The 18,415-nt window shown below is 48.2% G+C and carries 15 protein-coding genes; 8 read left to right on the top strand and 7 right to left on the bottom strand.

All coding sequences use genetic code 11. The features are described 5' to 3' along the window. The first annotated feature begins 155 nt into the window (after window positions 1–155). From ACUUHJ_RS31055 to ptsP, 5 genes are read left to right on the top strand one after another with little or no spacing between them, the layout of a single operon-like run. Window positions 156–911 carry a DeoR/GlpR family DNA-binding transcription regulator gene (locus tag ACUUHJ_RS31055; protein WP_142497324.1) on the top strand — a complete coding sequence of 252 codons (756 nt, stop codon included), beginning with the start codon at window positions 156–158 and terminating at the stop codon, window positions 909–911. After that, the gene (gene pfkB / locus ACUUHJ_RS31050; protein WP_289675293.1) at window positions 908–1,819 is read left to right on the top strand and encodes a 1-phosphofructokinase; all 912 of its coding nucleotides are present in this window, start codon (window positions 908–910) and stop codon (window positions 1,817–1,819) included. Before ACUUHJ_RS31055 ends, pfkB begins: the two co-directional genes overlap by 4 nt. Before the next feature lie 16 nt (window positions 1,820–1,835). After that, window positions 1,836–3,776: a PTS fructose transporter subunit IIABC gene (locus ACUUHJ_RS31045; RefSeq protein ID WP_472300975.1), complete on the top strand. Its 1,941-nt coding sequence runs from the start codon at window positions 1,836–1,838 to the stop codon at window positions 3,774–3,776. Window positions 3,777–3,792: 16 nt separating this feature from the next. After that, on the top strand, window positions 3,793–4,053 hold the full coding sequence (locus ACUUHJ_RS31040; RefSeq protein WP_015894000.1) for an HPr family phosphocarrier protein: 261 nt from the start codon (window positions 3,793–3,795) through the stop codon (window positions 4,051–4,053). Window positions 4,054–4,111: 58 nt separating this feature from the next. Further along, entirely contained in the window at window positions 4,112–5,839 is a 1,728-nt protein-coding gene (ptsP, locus tag ACUUHJ_RS31035) for a phosphoenolpyruvate--protein phosphotransferase (protein ID WP_472300974.1), read from the top strand. 82 nt (window positions 5,840–5,921) lie between these two features. Here the strand turns inward: ptsP and ACUUHJ_RS31030 are convergent, their stop codons facing one another. After that, complete coding sequence (locus tag ACUUHJ_RS31030) at window positions 5,922–9,035, bottom strand: S8 family serine peptidase (RefSeq protein WP_472300972.1); 3,114 nt, start codon at window positions 9,033–9,035, stop codon at window positions 5,922–5,924. Window positions 9,036–9,268: 233 nt separating this feature from the next. On the opposite strand from ACUUHJ_RS31030, the gene ACUUHJ_RS31025 reads away from it, so the two are divergent. Together ACUUHJ_RS31025 and ACUUHJ_RS31020 are read left to right on the top strand one after the other, a co-directional pair. Next, window positions 9,269–10,357: an ankyrin repeat domain-containing protein gene (locus ACUUHJ_RS31025; protein ID WP_472300971.1), complete on the top strand. Its 1,089-nt coding sequence runs from the start codon at window positions 9,269–9,271 to the stop codon at window positions 10,355–10,357. 384 nt (window positions 10,358–10,741) lie between these two features. Continuing rightward, window positions 10,742–12,217: an RtcB family protein gene (locus ACUUHJ_RS31020; protein WP_289675286.1), complete on the top strand. Its 1,476-nt coding sequence runs from the start codon at window positions 10,742–10,744 to the stop codon at window positions 12,215–12,217. 65 nt (window positions 12,218–12,282) lie between these two features. On the opposite strand, the gene ACUUHJ_RS31015 is transcribed toward ACUUHJ_RS31020, so the two are convergent. The 4 genes from ACUUHJ_RS31015 to ACUUHJ_RS31000 form a co-directional block, all read right to left on the bottom strand. Continuing rightward, a complete protein-coding gene (locus ACUUHJ_RS31015) occupies window positions 12,283–12,462 on the bottom strand; it encodes a VOC family protein (protein ID WP_472300970.1) in 180 nt (59 codons plus the stop codon). Then, complete coding sequence (locus ACUUHJ_RS31010) at window positions 12,459–13,346, bottom strand: TIGR01777 family oxidoreductase (protein ID WP_472300968.1); 888 nt, start codon at window positions 13,344–13,346, stop codon at window positions 12,459–12,461. The genes ACUUHJ_RS31015 and ACUUHJ_RS31010 overlap by 4 nt, the downstream gene beginning before the upstream one ends. Before the next feature lie 85 nt (window positions 13,347–13,431). Continuing rightward, entirely contained in the window at window positions 13,432–14,070 is a 639-nt protein-coding gene (locus ACUUHJ_RS31005; RefSeq protein ID WP_289675284.1) for a GNAT family N-acetyltransferase, read from the bottom strand. After that, window positions 14,067–14,636 (bottom strand): hypothetical protein, encoded by a 570-nt coding sequence (locus ACUUHJ_RS31000; protein WP_472300967.1) that lies wholly within the window; start codon window positions 14,634–14,636, stop codon window positions 14,067–14,069. The genes ACUUHJ_RS31005 and ACUUHJ_RS31000 overlap by 4 nt, the downstream gene beginning before the upstream one ends. Window positions 14,637–14,792: 156 nt before the next feature. On the opposite strand from ACUUHJ_RS31000, the gene ACUUHJ_RS30995 reads away from it, so the two are divergent. Next, window positions 14,793–15,389: a TetR/AcrR family transcriptional regulator gene (locus tag ACUUHJ_RS30995; RefSeq protein WP_289675281.1), complete on the top strand. Its 597-nt coding sequence runs from the start codon at window positions 14,793–14,795 to the stop codon at window positions 15,387–15,389. Window positions 15,390–15,438: 49 nt separating this feature from the next. Here ACUUHJ_RS30995 and ACUUHJ_RS30990 read toward each other — a convergent pair whose 3' ends face one another. Next, window positions 15,439–16,071, bottom strand: a complete 633-nt coding sequence (locus ACUUHJ_RS30990; RefSeq protein ID WP_289675280.1) for a DUF1266 domain-containing protein — start codon at window positions 16,069–16,071, stop codon at window positions 15,439–15,441. Window positions 16,072–16,092: 21 nt separating this feature from the next. After that, entirely contained in the window at window positions 16,093–18,297 is a 2,205-nt protein-coding gene (locus ACUUHJ_RS30985; RefSeq protein ID WP_289675278.1) for a J domain-containing protein, read from the bottom strand. Window positions 18,298–18,415 lie beyond the last annotated feature (118 nt).

The following is an 18,415-nucleotide window of genomic DNA, read 5'->3' as shown; positions in this document are numbered from 1 at the left end:
ATGGAAGCCACTCCGATGATTTGGGGTGGCTTTGTCTATTATCCGAAGGAGTGAACGATCCCTGATTGATTGTGACTATTAATGATTGTTTTTGATTGAATTTGGATGTATAATCAAAATCAATCCTGGTGCAACTAGGAGAAGGGAGGATAACGATGCTAACCCCTGAACGTCATCAACTGATAGTAGCTTTAGTGAAAGAAAAAGATATTGTGCGCATTCATGAGCTTGTGGAAGCGACTGGGGCATCGGAATCGACGATCCGGCGAGATTTAAGCGAATTGGAAGAACAGCGCTTGCTTAAACGCGTGCACGGAGGGGCGTCTGTGCTACAGAGCAAAATCGAAGAGCCGACGATTCTGGAAAAATCGGTCAAACATGAGCGGGAGAAACTGGCGATCGCCAAATATGCCGCCAGTTTGATAAAACCACACGACTCTATTTTCATCGATGCGGGAACTACGACGTATCAGATGCTGCCCTATTTACCTTACGAAAATATCATGGTCGTTACCAACGGGGTGGACATTGCCCTTCAGCTTATCAAGCGAAATATCAGGACGATCCTGCTGGGCGGAGAATTGAAAGCGGCTACACTGTCGATGGTGGGGCGTGATGCGATCACTGCGCTCAGTCAATACCGATTCGACAAATGCTTTCTCGGGACCAACGGCATTGACCAGCATCACGGTCTGACCACACCTGACCCGGATGAGGCATACGTCAAGCAACTGGCCTTGCAATTTTCTGACGAGCGATTTGTCTTGACCGACTCTGACAAGTTTTCCAGGGTCACCTTTGCCAAAGTGGGAGACCTGCAAGGCATCACGGTAATCACGGATGACGGTTTGAGCGAAGAGGAACAACAAGTTTACGGCAGATTATCAACTCTTAAAGTGGTGAAAGCATGATTTACACAGTAACCCTGAACCCATCGATTGACTTCCACTTGTGGATCACTGCTCTGTCGCAAGGAACCATTCATCAGGCGCAAAAAGAGTGGAAGGTCGCTGGCGGAAAAGGCATAAATGTATCAAAGGTTCTCCGCGTACTCGGGGAAAACAGCACGGCGCTGGGGTTTGTCGGTGGGTTTACGGGAGCGTTTATTCAACAGCAGATCGAGCAAGCCGACATCTCTCATAACTTGATCCAAATCGGACAGGATTCCAGAATCAATTTAAAAATAAAGGCGCAGACCGAAACGGATATCAGCGGAGTCTCACCGGACATCCCGGAGGAAGCGCTCCAAAGGCTGATGCAACAGATCGACAGCTTGCAGAGCGGCGATTATCTGGTACTCGCGGGAAGCGTGCCGAAAAGCTTGCCGTCTGATATGTACCAGACGATCATGAAGCGGCTGCGTGGCAAGGGCGTACGTATCTTCCTCGATGCAAAGGGGAAAGCGCTTGAAACCGGTTTGTCGGAAGAGCCGTTTCTCATCAAGCCCAATCATCATGAGTTGGGGGAACTGTTTGGGGTGACGATTGCCACACCAGCAGAGGCGATCGACATGGCGCGTAAGTCTTTGCAAATGGGGGCACAAAACGTCATCGTGTCGATGGCTGGTCAGGGTGCTGTATTTGTCAATCGGCAAGCGGCCTATGTCGCCCAGATTCCGCAGCGCAAACCAGTCAATTCAATTGGTGCCGGAGACTCGATGGTTGCCGGTTTCCTTTATGGCTATAGGCAGGGATTGGATACGGAAGCGGCGTTTCGTTTTGCTGTCGCTGCGGGGAGCACGACTGCCCTGTCGGAAGGCTTCTGTACACATGAAAAGATAAAAGCATTTCTTCCGGAAATCACAATAACCGCCATTTGATAAAGGGGGTTCAACGATGAATAACGAGATTCGCATTGCCGATTTGTTAAAAGCTGAAACGATTCTTTTCCCTCTGTCTGCTTCCTCCAAGGAAGCGGTCTTAGATGAGTTAATTGAAAAATTGGACGAAGCTGGACGGCTCAACAGCAAGGAAGAAATGAAGCAGGCCATTCTCGCTCGCGAGGCACAAGGCTCCACCGGAATTGGAGAAGGAATCGCCATCCCGCATGCCAAGACAGCAGCGGTCAAAACTCCTAGCATTGCGTACGGTTTTTCCAAAGAGGGTGTTGATTTTGACTCGTTGGATAACCAAAAAGCATATCTTTTCTTCATGATTGCGGCTACTGAGAACGCCAACCAGGCCCATCTCGAAACATTGGCATTGCTTTCTCAGATGCTTATGGATGATGCATTTCGTCAGGAGCTGACGCGCGCAGAAACCAAGGAACAGGTTCTCGAGATTATCACGCGCAAAGAAAAAGAAATCCAGGGCGAAAATGAAAGCGTTGTAGAGAGCAAGGAGCTAGAAGAGCAACAGGAAAGACAAGAGACCTCAAAGAAACAGCCGATAAAAGTAGTTGCGGTAACCGCTTGCCCGACCGGGATCGCCCATACGTACATGGCCGCCGATGCGCTGAAGAAAAAAGCAGCAGAGCTGGGAATTGCCATCAAGGTAGAGACGAACGGTTCCGGGGGTGTGAAAAACAAGCTTTCTTTGCAGGATATTGAGGAAGCGACAGCGGTGATTGTAGCTGCTGACAAGCAAGTGGAGATGGAACGCTTTGCTGGCAAGATCGTGATTGAAGTGCCGGTTGCGGAAGGGATACGCAATACCGAAGAACTGCTTCAGCGCGCAGTAGAGCAAAAGGGAAGCATTTACCGCGGAGGCGGGACCAGCTATCAGGACGATATCCAAGAAGCAAAGGCGGAGAAAAAAGCGAAGCAGCCTGCTTTTTACAAGCACCTGATGAACGGTGTATCCAACATGCTCCCGTTTGTCGTGGGTGGCGGGATTATCATTGCGCTAAGCTTTATGTTTGGGATCAAGGCGTTTGATCCAAACGATCCGTCCTTCCATCCGCTGGCTAAAGTCCTGATGGATATCGGTGGAGGAACTGCGTTCAAGCTGATGATCCCGGTATTGGCCGGGTTTATCGCCAAGAGCATCGCTGACCGCCCGGGTTTTGCTCCCGGTATGGTAGGAGGCTTGTTGGCGGCTACTTCCGGCTCGGGGTTCCTCGGAGGAATCATCGCAGGGTTCCTGGCCGGATATATTGTGGTCGGATTGAAAAAAGTGTTGGCTGGACTACCCGAATCGTTAGAAGGTATCAAGCCGATGCTGTTGTATCCGCTGTTTGGGATTTTGCTTACAGGCTTTGTCATGGTGTACGTAGTATCTGACCCAATCGCTGCCGCCAATACGGCGCTGGTTGACTGGTTGAAAAACATGGGCACTGGTAACGCCGTCATCCTTGGTGTGATTTTGGGTGCAATGATGGCCTTTGACATGGGTGGACCTGTCAATAAAGCAGCATTTACGTTTGGGATTGCGATGATTGCTGATGGAAATTATACCCCTCACGCAGCCATTATGGCGGCAGGGATGACTCCACCGCTCGGAATCGCTTTGGCGACGACGTTGTTCAAGAAGAAATTTACCACGGAAGAGCGGCAGGCGGGTAAAACTGCTTACGTCCTGGGAGCATCCTTCATTACGGAGGGGGCGATCCCGTTTGCGGCGGCTGATCCGACACGCGTCATTCCTTCGCTCGTAGTTGGCTCTGCCGTAGCTGGCGGGTTATCGATGCTGTTTGGGTGCACATTGCCAGCCCCTCATGGCGGAATATTCGTTTTGCCGGTAATCGGCAACTGGCCGCTTTACCTTGTTTCCATTCTTGCCGGAACAATGGTTACGGCACTCATGCTAAAAGTTCTGAAAAAAGATGCGGTAGAGTAAAAGGAGCTGGAACCAGATGTTGACCAAAACTTTCACCATTCAAAATCCGACTGGACTGCACGCCCGTCCGGCAACGTTATTCGTACAAAAGGCTACCTCGTTTCCTTGTGAAGTAAACGTGATCAAGGGCACGAAAAAGATCAATGGCAAAAGCATCATGGGCTTGATGACACTGGGTGCGAAGTTGGGGGAGCAAATCACCCTTGAAATCACTGGAGAACAGGCAGAGCAAGCAATGGAGGAGCTTGGCAAATTGCTCATGTCAGTTCACGGGTAACATGACAGGAAGCCCCCTCTGGACACCAGGGGTGCGGCTTCGATAAGGAGCGATTGTAATGCTGCAAAAAGGGATCGCTGCAGCTCCCGGAATCGTGATTGGACGAGCTGTTGTACAAAAGGAAGAGATGGTTCGGTATGAACGACGCATTCTTGACCAAGATGAGGTGGCCGCAGAACTTGCGCGATTTCGGGAAAGTGTGAGAGCGGCAGATCTGGAGCTCGAGCAAGTCAAGAAGAAGGTCCGCCACGAGATGGGCGAAGAAGAAGCGAGAATCTTTGAAGCCCACCAGCTTTTTTTGCAGGACCCGGAGTTTATTGGTGCCATTGAGGAGAAGCTGGAATGCGAAAGAGTGAATGCGGAAGCAGCTCTGGAGGAGGTTCGTGACAGCTTTGTCGCCATTTTTGAAAGCATGGACGACGAGTATATGCGGGAGCGGGCGGCGGATTTGCGCGATGTCAGCCAGCGTCTGCTGAAGAATCTGCTCGGCATACACGATCAGTTGCAAGCGGATTTCACTGAGCCGGTGGTGCTGGTTGTACACGATCTGACGCCATCCGATACGGCACAGTTGGACAGGGAAAAGGTAAAAGGATTTGCAACGAATATAGGCGGCCGCACGTCTCACTCCGCCATCATGGCACGCACCATGGAAATCCCGGCGGTGGTAGGAATGTCGGACATTACAGAGCAGCTGCGAACCGGGGATCTGGTCATCGTCGACGGCCTTGAGGGCGAGGTACACATTCGACCGGACGAAGCTGTCGTCGCAGCCTATGAAGCCAAGCAGCAGGCCTACTGGAAACAAAAAGAGGACTGGGCTCGTCTGGTTCATGAAGAAAGTGTTACCGCCGATGGGCACCGCGTGGAATTGGCAGCCAACATCGGGAATCCGCGGGACGCCGTGCAGGCCGTTGAAAATGGCGCCGAGGGGATCGGACTGTTTCGTACCGAATTTCTCTATATGGGGCGGGAGCAGTTCCCTACGGAAGAAGAGCAGTTTGCGGCTTACAAAGCAGTTGCAGAAACCATGGGCAAGGATCGACCAGTTGTCATTCGAACATTGGACATCGGCGGGGACAAGGAGCTTTCCTACCTCGATCTGCCGAAAGAATTGAATCCGTTTCTAGGCTATCGAGCCATCCGGCTTTGCCTGGACCGCGTGGAACTGTTTAAGACGCAGTTACGCGCTTTGCTCCGGGCAAGCATATACGGCAATATCAAAATCATGTATCCAATGATCGCCACTATAGCCGAGCTTCGTCGAGCGAACCAGATCCTGGACGAAGTGAAGGCAGAGCTGCGCAACTTAAGCATTTTGTTTAACGATCATTTGGAAGTAGGAATCATGATCGAGGTGCCAGCTGCCGCGATGATCGCGGACCAGCTCGCCAAGGAAGCCGATTTCTTCAGCATCGGGACCAATGATTTGATTCAGTATGTGATGGCAGCGGACAGGATGAACGAGCAGGTCGCCTACTTGTACGATCCGTACCATCCCGCCATTTTACGGCTGGTGAATCAGGTAATCAAGGCGGCCCATCAGGAAGGTAAATGGGTGGGCATGTGCGGAGAAATGGCCGGGGAGGAATTGGCGATCCCGATTCTGCTCGGGCTGGGACTGGATGAATTCAGCATGAGTGCCACTTCCGTTCTCCGGGCCCGCGATTTGCTGAGAAAGCTGGATTACAAGTCGCTACAGGAAACAGCTCAACACGTCCTCATCCTGGAGAGCGGCGAAGAGATCAGAGCCTTTATCAAAGAGGAAATTTTAAACAAGCTGTAATGGACGGTATAGTTGGCAAAATGATAAGGCTCCGCCATGATGTGTGGCGGAGCCTTCATTCATCTAAAAACGTTAACCAACACTACTCTACTACCGCCTCTAATGTCACATCCACCTTCACAGTCCGCGTAACCGACTCATCTTCCTTAGAAGTAATCGTCACATACAGCGTAACGGTCTCTTCACCTTCGGCAGGCAGCTCCTTCAAAATCCCCTCATCGTCGATAAGCGCCTCATCAGAGCTCTTCGTCACCTGATAAGTCACATCATCGCTCTCTTCCGGCAGGGCAAGCACTGGTTGATCCAGCTCTGTAATGTTCGCAACCTCAAACTCGAATTGCTCCTCGGCTTCTTCTACAACCTTGGACAAGACCGCGTTTTTATTAGATGCCTTAATCATGAAGGATTTCCAAGCCTCGTATTCTTTTACAATCTGTTCACCCTTCGGCTTGCTTTGGTCAACGACTCGACCGACGAGCTTCAGCTTGTATTTGCCTGGATCGAGCTTCTTCGCTACTTGGCCACCATCATAGTAGGTACCATCGAGATTAGAGAAGGTGATAGGGCCTGGCGCGATCAACGCGTAATTGTTGAACACGGATGCGAGTGTACCGACGTATTTATCGTCCAAGTTCCATGCCTCAACAGAGATCTGGTTCACGTCTTTGGCTTGCAGCTCGGCTTCGAGTGTGAACGAATCCTCATTGCCATCGCCATCAGGCGTGATTGTCGTATCGGAGAGCTTCAGGTTGTCGAAACCAAAGTTGGTATCCTCACGCTTGTCTCCCACGTGTACAGCAAACGGCAGGCGCAGGTCAGGGTTTCCTTTCGCTGTCAGCAGGACTTCCCCTTCATACACGCCGTCTTTTGCATCGGAGTCAACGGACAGGTTGAGCTCAAATGTGGTCGCATCGCCTTTTTTAGCGGAGATAGAATTGTCAGAAATTTCCGCATCGATGTCATCCACATCTGGCGTTTTAGAGCCTGGCTTGTACGGATCTGTCGTGACGGATGGATGCATGATCACTTTTGCATCGTAAGAAACATCCTTTTTGGACAGGTTTTTCAGCTGGAGTGTTTTCGTAACGGTATTGCTACCAGCCTTCAGCAAGCCAAAGGAAACGTTATCCGCATAATACGGAATGGTCTTCGGTTCAAAATCTTCGCCCAAAATGGTGAGCTGCTCTACTGTTGTCAGAACAGCAGGTGTTTTCGACGCGGCATGGCCGTTTACGCGGCCTGCACCTTGGGAGTACACATCGTACAGTGTGCCATCTGGGCTGTACAGTGGTTTTGAGGTATTCGCGAGCGCTGCCTTGATATCGGCAGGTGTCCAGTCCGGATGTGCCTGTTTCATCAGCAGGGCAAGACCGGAAACGTGCGGAGCCGCCATGCTTGTACCGTTTAGACGAGCGTATGCCTTGTCGTACTTGGCGTCAGGGATCAGCTTGCTCCAAGATGGATAGCTGGACAGAACGGCTACACCTGGCGCAGCCAGATTCGGCTTGATGCTGTAATCGTCGCCCATGATTGGACCGCGTGAGCTAAATCCGGCGATGCGGTCGCCCGGGTCATTTGTGCTTGGGTATTTTTCTGAGAACGTGAACGTCAGTGTTTTTGCTTTTTCAAGGTTAGCCAGCAGCTCTTTTGCCAGTGTACGGCCTTCCAGACCCTTCATGTCAAAGGTAGGGATTGCTTCGATCTGGTCACCCAGGATCGTGCTGACGTAGCCCTCGCGATCACGGATATCCAGGTCAGCTACGCCATCCCCGTCGACGTCGTTACCGTTAAAGACCACGATAGCGACAGCACCAGCTTTTCGGGCGTTTTCGATTTTTTCCGTGAAGCTGAGAGAACCGCGGGAAACGAGAGCGACTTTGCCTTTTACATTTGCCTTTTCAAAATCGCTGCGAGAGCCAAGGTTGGCATAGACGACTGGCAGCGGTTTGGTTCCAATGATGGAGGCGAAGTTATCCTTTCTGACTTGCCATGCCATCACAGGGAATTCGTAATTAGCTCCGAAGGAAGAGGTTGCTGAGCCGTCATATTGCACGGTAGGGGAGTCTACCGCTGCAACTGTGATCGGCAGCCTCGCACCAGAAGGGGAGCCAGCGGTGTAGTAATGTCTGCCGCGCTCATCGTCGGCCGAATTCCCACCCGATACAACCGTAATCACACCAGACAGCACCGCGTTATTTACAGCGATGGCATCTGGGGAGTCAGAGTCCTTTTCCAAAGCGGAGCCAAGCGACAGGTTAATGACGTCCATGCCGTCTTTCACCGCTTTTTCAATACCGTCGATGACCTGAGCGGAGCTACCGCCGCCTCGGCCCAATACGCGGTAGACGTAGAGGTCTGCACCGTAGGCAACCCCTTTTACCTGTACATCTGAGGTTTTGTTTTTGGCGCGTCCTACGATCGTGCCGGATACGTGAGTTCCATGGCTGGAGCCTTCATATCCTTTTCCATCGCGGTCCTCTTCCACAGGGATTGGCGCTTGTTCATAAGGATCTTTGTCATTGTCGAAGGAGTCATATCCGCCTTTATAAGCATCCTTGAGATCAGGGTGCTTGTAATCGACACCCGTATCGATGACGCCGACCTTCAATCCTTTCCCTGTCAAACCTTCCTTCCACATATCGAGCACGCCAATTTGTTGGAGAGGGGCCTGATCCCATTTGGTGGACGATGCTTTCTCGCTGACGGCATCAATTTCGGGAAGCTCATAATACGTATTTTGATAAATGCGTTTCACCTGTGGCAGTGCAGCCAGCTCTTCCAACTCGTCGGCTGACACCGTTACTTCCATTCCGTTGAATACATGCTCAAACTTGCGCTTTACCTTCAATTTGACCTTGTTGTCTTTTGCTTCATCGAGGAAGGAGGCTTGTTCATCCTCTACTTTCGCTCGCAATGATCTAACGGAAGATTCTGAACCTTCACTGTGTTTAGCTGTGATGGAAGGTTCACTTTGCAGTTCAATAATGACACTGACGTTTTTGCTAGAACTGGTGTTCAGCAGGGGGGAGATTTTCGAGACTTCGGAGCCAATCTCTACTTCCGCATTGGTATACTCGTTTACTTTTTCCCAATCCTGTTCACTAAACTCCGCCGCTGCCAGTGCATTGTAAGGAAGGCCACTCAGCATGAGTGATGCTGCAAGCGTAAGAGAAGCGAGAGTACGCATCTTCTTCATCAGTCCACTCTCCTTAAAAAAATATGTATAAGACGATTTGCATAAGTATTTCTCTTCTCGTAAGATTACTCCTTTTATTGAGAAAAAGCTTTTTATCGGGTAAATTCGTCAAAAATTGACAAAAATCTACTGCACTTTCAATCTAATTAAGGGGGATATAGTAGAAATTTGTTGTTTTTTGCCAATTTATTTTCTATATTTTTCATAAGACATAGGTCAGGAGAGGATAATCGATGATCAAGTTGAAAGATATCGGGAGTTTCGAAGAGCTGCCAGAAATCGCGATGCATATTTATCAAGGAAATGTCCCGGCTTTGCAAGATGCGATTGCGGCAGGCTGGGATATAGAAAAGGGCATCGTGCTTAGCAAATATACGACGATAAGCCCGTTAGATCTGGCACTTGTATCGGAGAAACTAGAAGTTGTTAAGCTGCTGGTAGAGCATGGCGTTAATCTGAATGTCAAAAATAAACCGGCTTTTTTGAAGGCCGTACGTTATGGCAAGGAAGAGCTCGTTCGTTATGTTGCAGCGCAAGGAGCCAAGCTAGACATGGTCAATCAGGTGCGCTCCGGCGCATATTCGGAGGCTTACTACGGCAACAAAAAGAACATCCCGCTCATTCAAGAGCTGGGACTAGATATAAGACTGCATGGCGGCGATGTATTGCGTCAAGCCGTGTCGGATCATGACCTTAAGACCACGGCCTACTTGCTCGATCATGGGGTGGACATCAATTACAACAAACCGGATATGGTGTATCCGTATCAAGCGACCCCATTAACAGTTGCCACGCGCATGGGGAATATCGCCATGGTTAAGTATTTGGTTGAACGCGGTGCGGACGTTATGGTTGCGGAAAAGGGTGGAGAGCGGCCTTATACCATCGCGGTCAGCAATAAAGATACGGAGTTGGCTGCGTATTTGAAATCGCTGGAACCTGCCGAGCTGCATGATGTGGAGAACAGAAAGTACGAGCTGCAAAAATATAAACTGACCGAAGAACTGATGGGCTTCCTTACCGGAGAAGAGCTGCGTCTTGAGCTGGCGGACAATGATTATAGCATTGAGTACATCGACTTTTTCACATTGACCGATACGATTGAAATGAAAATCGGACGGCAAAAGCTGCTGCGTTTGTCTGCCGAAATCGACAACTACTCCCATCTGCATCTCGTGTGGAATCCGAAGAAAAAAGGGAGCATCGGCTGCTATGATGAGGAGCATAAGGAGTATGCGGACTTGTGCAGTTTTACGGAGTTCCTTGAGCAGCCAGAGGTGTATCTGATCAAGTTTATGGAAGGCGAATTAGATTCGATGTAAAAGGAAAAGATCACTCGGGCCCTCGATAATCCGGGGGCTTGACAGTAAAATTTATCCAATGGTAAGATCGTGAGCAAGAAACGAAAGGAGGAGGATTAAACATGTTCGCATACGTAATCAAGCCTGAAACAAACCATGTAGCGATAAAATCCAACTCCATAGGTGTGCCTTTTACGCAATTGCGCTGTTTAAGGGTGAGCCAACTCCGTTTCCTATAGACTGCGGATAACGCCCCTACGATAACTGAATAGCCTCAAGCGTAAAGGCTGCGATACCATGCTGCATTTTTTCATCCAGGAAGGAAGAAATGAGCATGAAAGCGGCTTTTTCTATTGAAAAACAAAGAACATACGTTCCTATAAAACGAATAAAGGTGGTCTTCTTTTGAGCAACACGCCGATCAAATATTTCATCAATCCGGAAGTAAAAGTAGAAAACAATGCGGTAGAGGAGCTTCATCGACTTTTAGAGGTGAATGAAACAATTGAAACGCTGCAAAAGCATTCACCCGATTATTTTGACGATCCGAATACCGGGGTTTTGGAAGTGGCCATTACGCCCGATTTTCACAAAGGAAGCGGCATCCCAGTAGGCACGACGCTGTTTACACGTGGGTTTGTACTGCCGCAAGCGATTGGCAACGACATTAACTGCGGGATGCGTCTGTATGTCACGGATTTGCACGAGGAACAGATTCGCACAAATCTGGATGCCATTGAAAGGAATGTGCGCCATGTTTTTTTTGAAGGGGGTCGCAATATTCCCATGACGCGGAATATGCGCGAGAAAATGTTCAAGGAAGGCCTGATCGGCATACTGGACAGCCATAAGGAAGCGAATGGCGAGGGAATTTGGCGTTATTACAACGAGAAGCAGCAGGAGCTGGATTTGAACCATGTCAATAAAATGGGGTCTTTTATCGCGGAATCGACGATTGGCCTCGATGACTTTCTCGGTCCTGCCGAGCTTTCCCGGGATGCACAAATCGGCTCGCTTGGCGGCGGGAATCATTTTTTTGAGATTCAGGTGGTCAAAAAAGTGCACCAGGGCTCTATCGCCAGTCAGTGGGGGCTGAAGGAAGGGCAAGTCGTCCTCATGATTCATACTGGGTCTGTTTCCATTGGTTATAACAGCGGGGCATGGATCAAAGAGATGCTGAAAAAGATGTACCCGACGTCCTTGAAGCATCCGGATAACGGCATGTATCCACTGCCTCTCTCGGAGCGTTCCCTTCCACAGTGGAAAATGTTTTGGAGTCTCCTGCACAATGCGGCGAACTTTGCATTTGCCAATCGATTGATGCTGGGGCTGATGATGTACAAATCGATTTCCGATGTGCTGGGCGATTTTGAACACAGGCTGTTGTACGATGCACCTCATAATTATTTGTGGGAAGAACAGCTCGACCAGGTGGGCGGATTTTTGCATCGAAAAGGATCGTGTACGGCGAAATCGGCCGAGCAAATGATGGGCACGCCGTTTCAGTATACGGGCGAACCTGTGTTTATCCCTGGTTCCATGGGCTCGCACAGCTTTATTTTGGCAGGGCTCGGCAATCGGGATAGCCTGTTTAGCGCAAGTCATGGAGCAGGTCGTGCGCTTTCTCGCGGCGATGCTGTGAAAGTGGATGATGACCGATTTCGCGAGTTTCTTGCCAACTTCCGCGTGATCAATCCGATTGACCCGAAGCGGGCGGACTTGCGTGGACGGAGCGATATTTTGAAGAAATGGGAAGAAGAGCTGAAAAAAGAGGCGCCGTATGCCTATAAAGATATTACTCCGGTGATTCAGTCGCATGTGGATCATGGGATGGCTGAGATTGTGGCCGAAGTGGCGCCGATTGCTACGGTGAAAGGCTAGATAGGAACCTCCGAGCATTCGGAGGCTTTTCTTCTTGTTAGGAATAAAAAAGAGACCGTTCAGAATTAAACGGTCTCTCCTTGTACTTCACTCACGAAGGCATGTGTATTCTCTTTTGTGTCTTTAAAAAAGGTCATCCAGGTTTCCGTTTGCCCCATTTCGGCTACGAGATGGGGCTCGACGATAAATGGAACGCCTCTACTTTTTGCGTGAAGAACATAGTTCATGTAAGGCTTGTCGGTCATTTCACGATATCCTGTAGCGTCTTATCGATATGGGCAAAGCGAAACTGGTACCCTTCACGCTCCAGCCTTTCTGGAATGACCCAGCGGCTTTTTAGCACAAGCTCTGTTTCCGTCCCGATCATCATGGCCCCCATTTCCAGCATCCATTTGGGAGAGGGCAGTCCGAAGCTCCGATTCATTACATTGCGAAAATGCTGCATGAATTCACGGTTTGTGACGGGATGGGGAGACGAACAATTGAATACGCCGCTTAGGTCCGTTCGTTCTTTCAAAAAGAGAATGATCTGGAAGATATCTTCGACATGAATCCAGCTAAAACGCTGGTTCCCAGACCCTTGTACACCCCCGAGCCCAAAGCGAACGAGATTTTTGTATGGATCGATAACCCCACCGTTTTCGCCCAGCACGATCGCCATGCGTAAGGCAACTTGTCTCGTATGCGGCAAGTCAAAGGAAAAGAAAGCAGCTTCCCATTGCTTGGCAACATCAACAGAAAAGCCTGTCCCAATCTCCCCGCTCGCTTCCGTCATGGGACGATCCTCCGCATGCCTATAAATGGTGGCTGTGCTGGAATTGAGCCAGAGCGAGGGCGGGTTTTTGCAAGCCAAAACAGCATTGCCGAGTATGTGAGTGGTCTCTGTCCGAGATTTCAGGATTTCTTTTTTGTTCTTCTCATGGTAACGACAGTTGACGGATTTGCCCGCCAGGTTGATGAGCAGCTCGGAATCTTCCAAAGCTTCCACTATTTTTGCGTGATTGTCCCACGTTATATGTGGGGAAGTTCTTGCGATGACCCTTACTTCGTAGCCAAGTTGATTGAATTTGTCTGTCAGATACTTGCCGATAAAGCCAGTGCCGCCAGCCAGGATCACTTTCTTTTTCATAAGATCAACTCGCTTCCATCGATGTACATATTTCTTACAATAATTGTAACATAATGCGAAGTGGCGGCAGCATGTATCCGTCATTCTATCGATTTTTTTGATAGACCATACAATACACAGGGACATCATCGATTTTGGTTTGTTCTTGTAACGTAAATCCGAGCTTTTGATACAAACCGACATTCTCTTCCTTTTCCGTATCCAGCGCGATTCCCTGCGATTCGTGGTCCTCCTTTATGGTTTGAAACAGGTGTTGCATTAGGGTTTTGCCGACTCCCTTGCCCTGAGTCTCCGGTTTTACGCCAATCATAATGAGGTAGTGATGCTTCCAGGGAGGAGCGGCAGAACGTGTGATACGCATATAGGAATTAAGGAGTATCAGCGTTTTTCCAGGAAGTTGAAATACTAACGGGATCAATCTACCGATTAACAGGAATCCCCCTTTTATATTCGAATGCTTGTTTGTTTGTGGCTTCTCAACGACGTAAGTGCCGAGCAAGCTGTCTTCGTCAAAAATGCCCCACACTTCCTCGTGAAACAGAAAGCTCTTATCAAACAGAAAAGATAGAAAGGCTGTAACGCTTTTTCTTGCTGTATGATCGAGCTCTGAATCCCCAAATACGTGCAAAAAGAAAGGATCACGCGAAAATGCCCTGCTCATGAGGGATACGAATGCGGGTTTATCCGACTTTGTGAGTTTGGAAATGCGGTAGAAAGTCTTCATTTTTCTGTACCTGTGTCGTCGATTACTTTCCCATAATGATTGACAGCAAAGCTAAATAACACTTTTACCATAAAGAATAAGCAGGTGATCAACAGAAACGGATGCATACCCGGCAGCAATGGTATGCAGCCAAGACCAACAGACAGGAGAATGCCTGCAACAAACAACTGCGAACGATACCCAAAAAGAGCATTCACAACAAAAGCCCCTACAATCGTATAAGCCCATACTCCTATGGAATACGCGAGGTTTTGTTGTAAGAGAAGGGCAACCAGGATGATATGGACGTGAATGGCAATGAAGACGAGGCGATTTTTTTTACGTGCTGCATAAAAATTGCTGGTGGAGATCGTAAAATTCGCTAGACAGCCAGAAAATATATCGAATACAAGCAACAATGCCAGCGTGCTGCGCCAAATGGGCAAGCTCTCCGTGAGTTCTGGGAATCGCAAATAGAGAGCAGTGGTCAGAACTCCGCCGAACAGCAGGATGGCTGCGATCGAGCCAATGCTCTGCTTTTCACCGAAGACGTCATGCAAAAAAGCGGGAATCCGTATTTGTTTCATGATAAATTCACTCCTACCCCTCAAAATATGTAGTAAATATACTCAATCACTACAAAACAATTATAACTATCAAAGTCAGTCCATTTCAATCGTTTTGTAGTGAATTCATTGAATTACTCTAAAACCTGAGCTACACTACAAAAAGAGGTGGAGAAGATGAACGGATTCGAACGACGAAAACAGAACAAAATCGATCAAATATACAGCGCCGCTTTTCAATTGTTCTCCAAGCATGGCTTTCAAAAAGTCAGCGTAAATGAAATTGCGCAGAACGCGAAGGTTTCTCCGGCGACCATTTATAACTACTTTGGGACAAAAGAACAGCTCTACGCGGACATGCTAATGAACGGGATGGACAAGCAGTTGGAGCAGTACGAGAGGATTCTCGATTCGGGGAGTTCTTTTCCTGAAAAGACAAAGGACATCATGCTGTTGGAAGCCAAGAATTTGCATACCCTCACGGACGAGCTTCAGAACGCCCCCTTTTCTGAACTCAGTGGTTTGCTGCAACGAATCGAAAGCGAATACGAGCAAAAAATCAGGCATTTTTTTACGAGGTTTGTCGCGCTTGGGAAGCAGGAAGGTTATATTCAGCGTGATTTGACAGAAGAAATGATGATGATGTACTTCACGATGTACAAAAATGAGCTGGGACGCCATTGGGAAGCATCGAATCGTGAGCGAGTAACGCTGAGTATGGAGCAATGGGTGGATATGTTTTTCTTTGGTTTGGTTGGACAGAAGCAGAAGTAGGACGAAAGTAAAAAAGCTCTTCACCCAAAATGGGAAGAGCTTTTATTTATTAGCTAAAATTTGAAAAGTCGGTATGCCAGTTAGATTTCGATAGCATGCAGTGTTTGGAAACAAGGGAGCGTGAAAAATTCCAATCATTTTGGCGCAGGTGATCCAGCGATGTTTGCGTAGTCATAAATTGATAGCCGGCGATATATCCCGTGATAAACTCGCTCCAGCTGTTATAGGCTTGCTGCGCTTGTCTCACAGCCTCTAGCTTAAACTGCCGAGCCTCCTCTTTGCTGATATAGCCGCCTTCCCATCTCGTACCACTCAAGTAGGAGACCCAGGCATAATCATAGGCGGCAATACCTTCATCTGGGAGTCTTCGCAAATAGGAATGAACGATCTTTGCCTTGCCGACGCGATCCCGATCTGGTTCCAGAGAGTTGATATATTCCACGCGTCCTGACTCTGATAACGCTGATAGGAAATGTTGAAGCCGGGCAAATTCTTTCCGCTCGCCTTCTTTTAGCATCCACGATAGTCTCTCTTTCTGACTCGCGGCGTCTCTTATTCCCCGTTTGGTATAGTTATCTTTTATTTCGATGTAGACTGTATCTGACCCAATCGCAATAGCTGAATTCATACTGCCAGTAAAGAAGTGAAATTGTTTTTCCTTTTTACGCTTGAATGTGAACATGTATGAAAAGTTCACTCCTTGTTAATAGACTCGAGTGATGATATACAGCTTGTACAGTGAACCAAAGAAGAACCGACACAAGACCAAAAGAATCAGTCCATAGAAATAAATCTCCAACGGAGGGTTCGGAATCGTCATATACCTTACGTCGATCATTTGATTTTGATTGAGTTTGTTGAAATCGAACAAAGAAGTCAGTTCCAAATCCAGTAACATTTTCTTTGTGTCAGTCAGTACCTTAGGAGGTATATCCATTACCTGGCCCATTTCAAATTCTAAGATTCCGGTTTTTTCAATCTCGATCGTACTATACTTCGTAATGACGAGGATGGGTGTATCCCCCAAGTAGCCGATTTTTACGTAGCCTGAAGGATTAACTTTTCCTATGTCTCCGGTTTCATTAAGCGTCAAATAATTTTCGTATGCCGTGTAGCTATTTCCGTCTTTATCTGTTTTCGTATACTGATAGATTTTCAGAAAACGGAGATTCGTTAACTTGGCCTGAACGAATTGGTTGGGTCCAATCTGTTTTAAATCCTCTGGCGAAGATAATTTGACCAGTCCATTCTGGTGAAGCTGTATATATGAAATGGGAGTTAATTTTGTATGATCCACAAACGCGTTGTATAGAAGAGATTGAAAAAGCATGATGAGCGCAAGTGTCACAGTAGCTATGGCTACTTGGAAATGAATGGCTGGCCTTATTTGTTTATTCAACTCTTTCCGTTCTCCCAGCTCCGAAGTCAATTGCTGCAAGGCATGCTTTCGTTCTTTGGCTGGCAGCTTCTTGACTTGTTTCAGCATGCTTCCACGAATCTGGGTGAGCAAAATGAGCGCCTCGTAATCGTGTGGACTGGCTGCGAGCAGCTGTTCAAATGTGACTTTTGCCTGAGCTTCATTACCCAGCTTTAGCTGACACTTTCCGAGCAGGCTTAGTGCTTCCGGATGGGTTGGGAGTTGAGACAAGATGTACTCGCATTCCTTCTGAGCCTCGGTGACATGATGTTCGTGGTACCATATGTAGGCTCGAGCCAGGTAGCTGTCGATATCGTCTGGTTGAATGCTGATGATTCGGGAATAAGCGTCGAGTGCACCAGCCGTGTCACCGACTCGCTGGCAATACTCTCCCTGAAAGCGAAGCAATTCGGGGTCATCGGCAAATAAGGCAATAGCCGCGTTAAGTGAATTGCTTGCTTGCTCCAGTTGATTTTCTTTCAAGGCTTGATAAGCTGCATCGCGGTAAGACAAAAATAGATCACGATTGAGATGGGGAGCTGCAAGCAAAGTATCAAAACGCAATCCTGGCTCGTCTAGCTGCTTCAGATAGTATTGGCAAAAATTTTTCGAGTGCTTGTCCATATAAAAAGGCTCTTGAATAAGCTCCCGCCATTGAAAGACATCCTCTAGTATTAACCAGACGCTTTTGGGCAAATGGTGGTGCTCGTGTAGAAAGTGAAACAGGCGATCACTGACGATTCTTCTCAGATGTATATTCCACACGAAGTCAGAACGGAGCAGCTTTGCCCAATTTTCAGGATTGATTCTGGAAGGGAAATCGTTGTACAAAGCTTTTACTTGCTCCATAAAACTGTCTAGCTGTTCAATTGGATCATTGCGATCTGGTGTGGCGTCAATATGCTGAAAGGACAGCCGACGTGGAACAGTGAGAATGGGAGTATCCTCTTCTATGAAAGTGTCTAGCTGTTCAACCGGATCATGGCGATCCGGTGCGGCGTCAATATGCTGAAAGGACAGCCGACGTGGAACAGTGAGAATGGGAGTATCCTCTTCTATGAAAGTGTCCGTCTGTTCAACCGAATCATGGCGATCTGGTGCGGCGTCAATATGTTGAAAGGACAGCCGACGTGGAACAGTGAGAATGGGAGTATCCTCTTCTATGAAAGTGTCTGTCTGTTCAACCGAATCATGGCGATCTGGTGCGGCGTCAATATGTTGAAAGGACAGCCGACGTGGAACAGTGAGAATGGGGGTATCCTCTTCCGGTTGTACAGGGGGTTCTGCATCGGCTATGGATGTCACTTCTGCCTTTGGTTTTCCCTGCCCCTTCTTCGCCATTTTAATAGCCAGATCGTATGCTTCTCGCAGTTGTTGGTAGCCCTCTGGATCATCTTCCGGGTGATGCAGCCTTAGCTTTTTCGCATAGGCTTTTTTTATCGTCGAAATATCTTCGGTAGGATCAAGGTCCAGTATCCTCCAAATATTCACAAGTCGTCACTCACCTTTTACGTGTGATTCATCTGTTGCTTCATGATTATAATCCACTGAGGATAATTTTAACTATCATGGAAAATAAAAAAGACGCAGACCTTCTTTCCTTGTGAGA

The organism is Brevibacillus schisleri (genome assembly GCF_055685845.1).
This window is presented reverse-complemented; position numbering and strand designations above follow the sequence as displayed.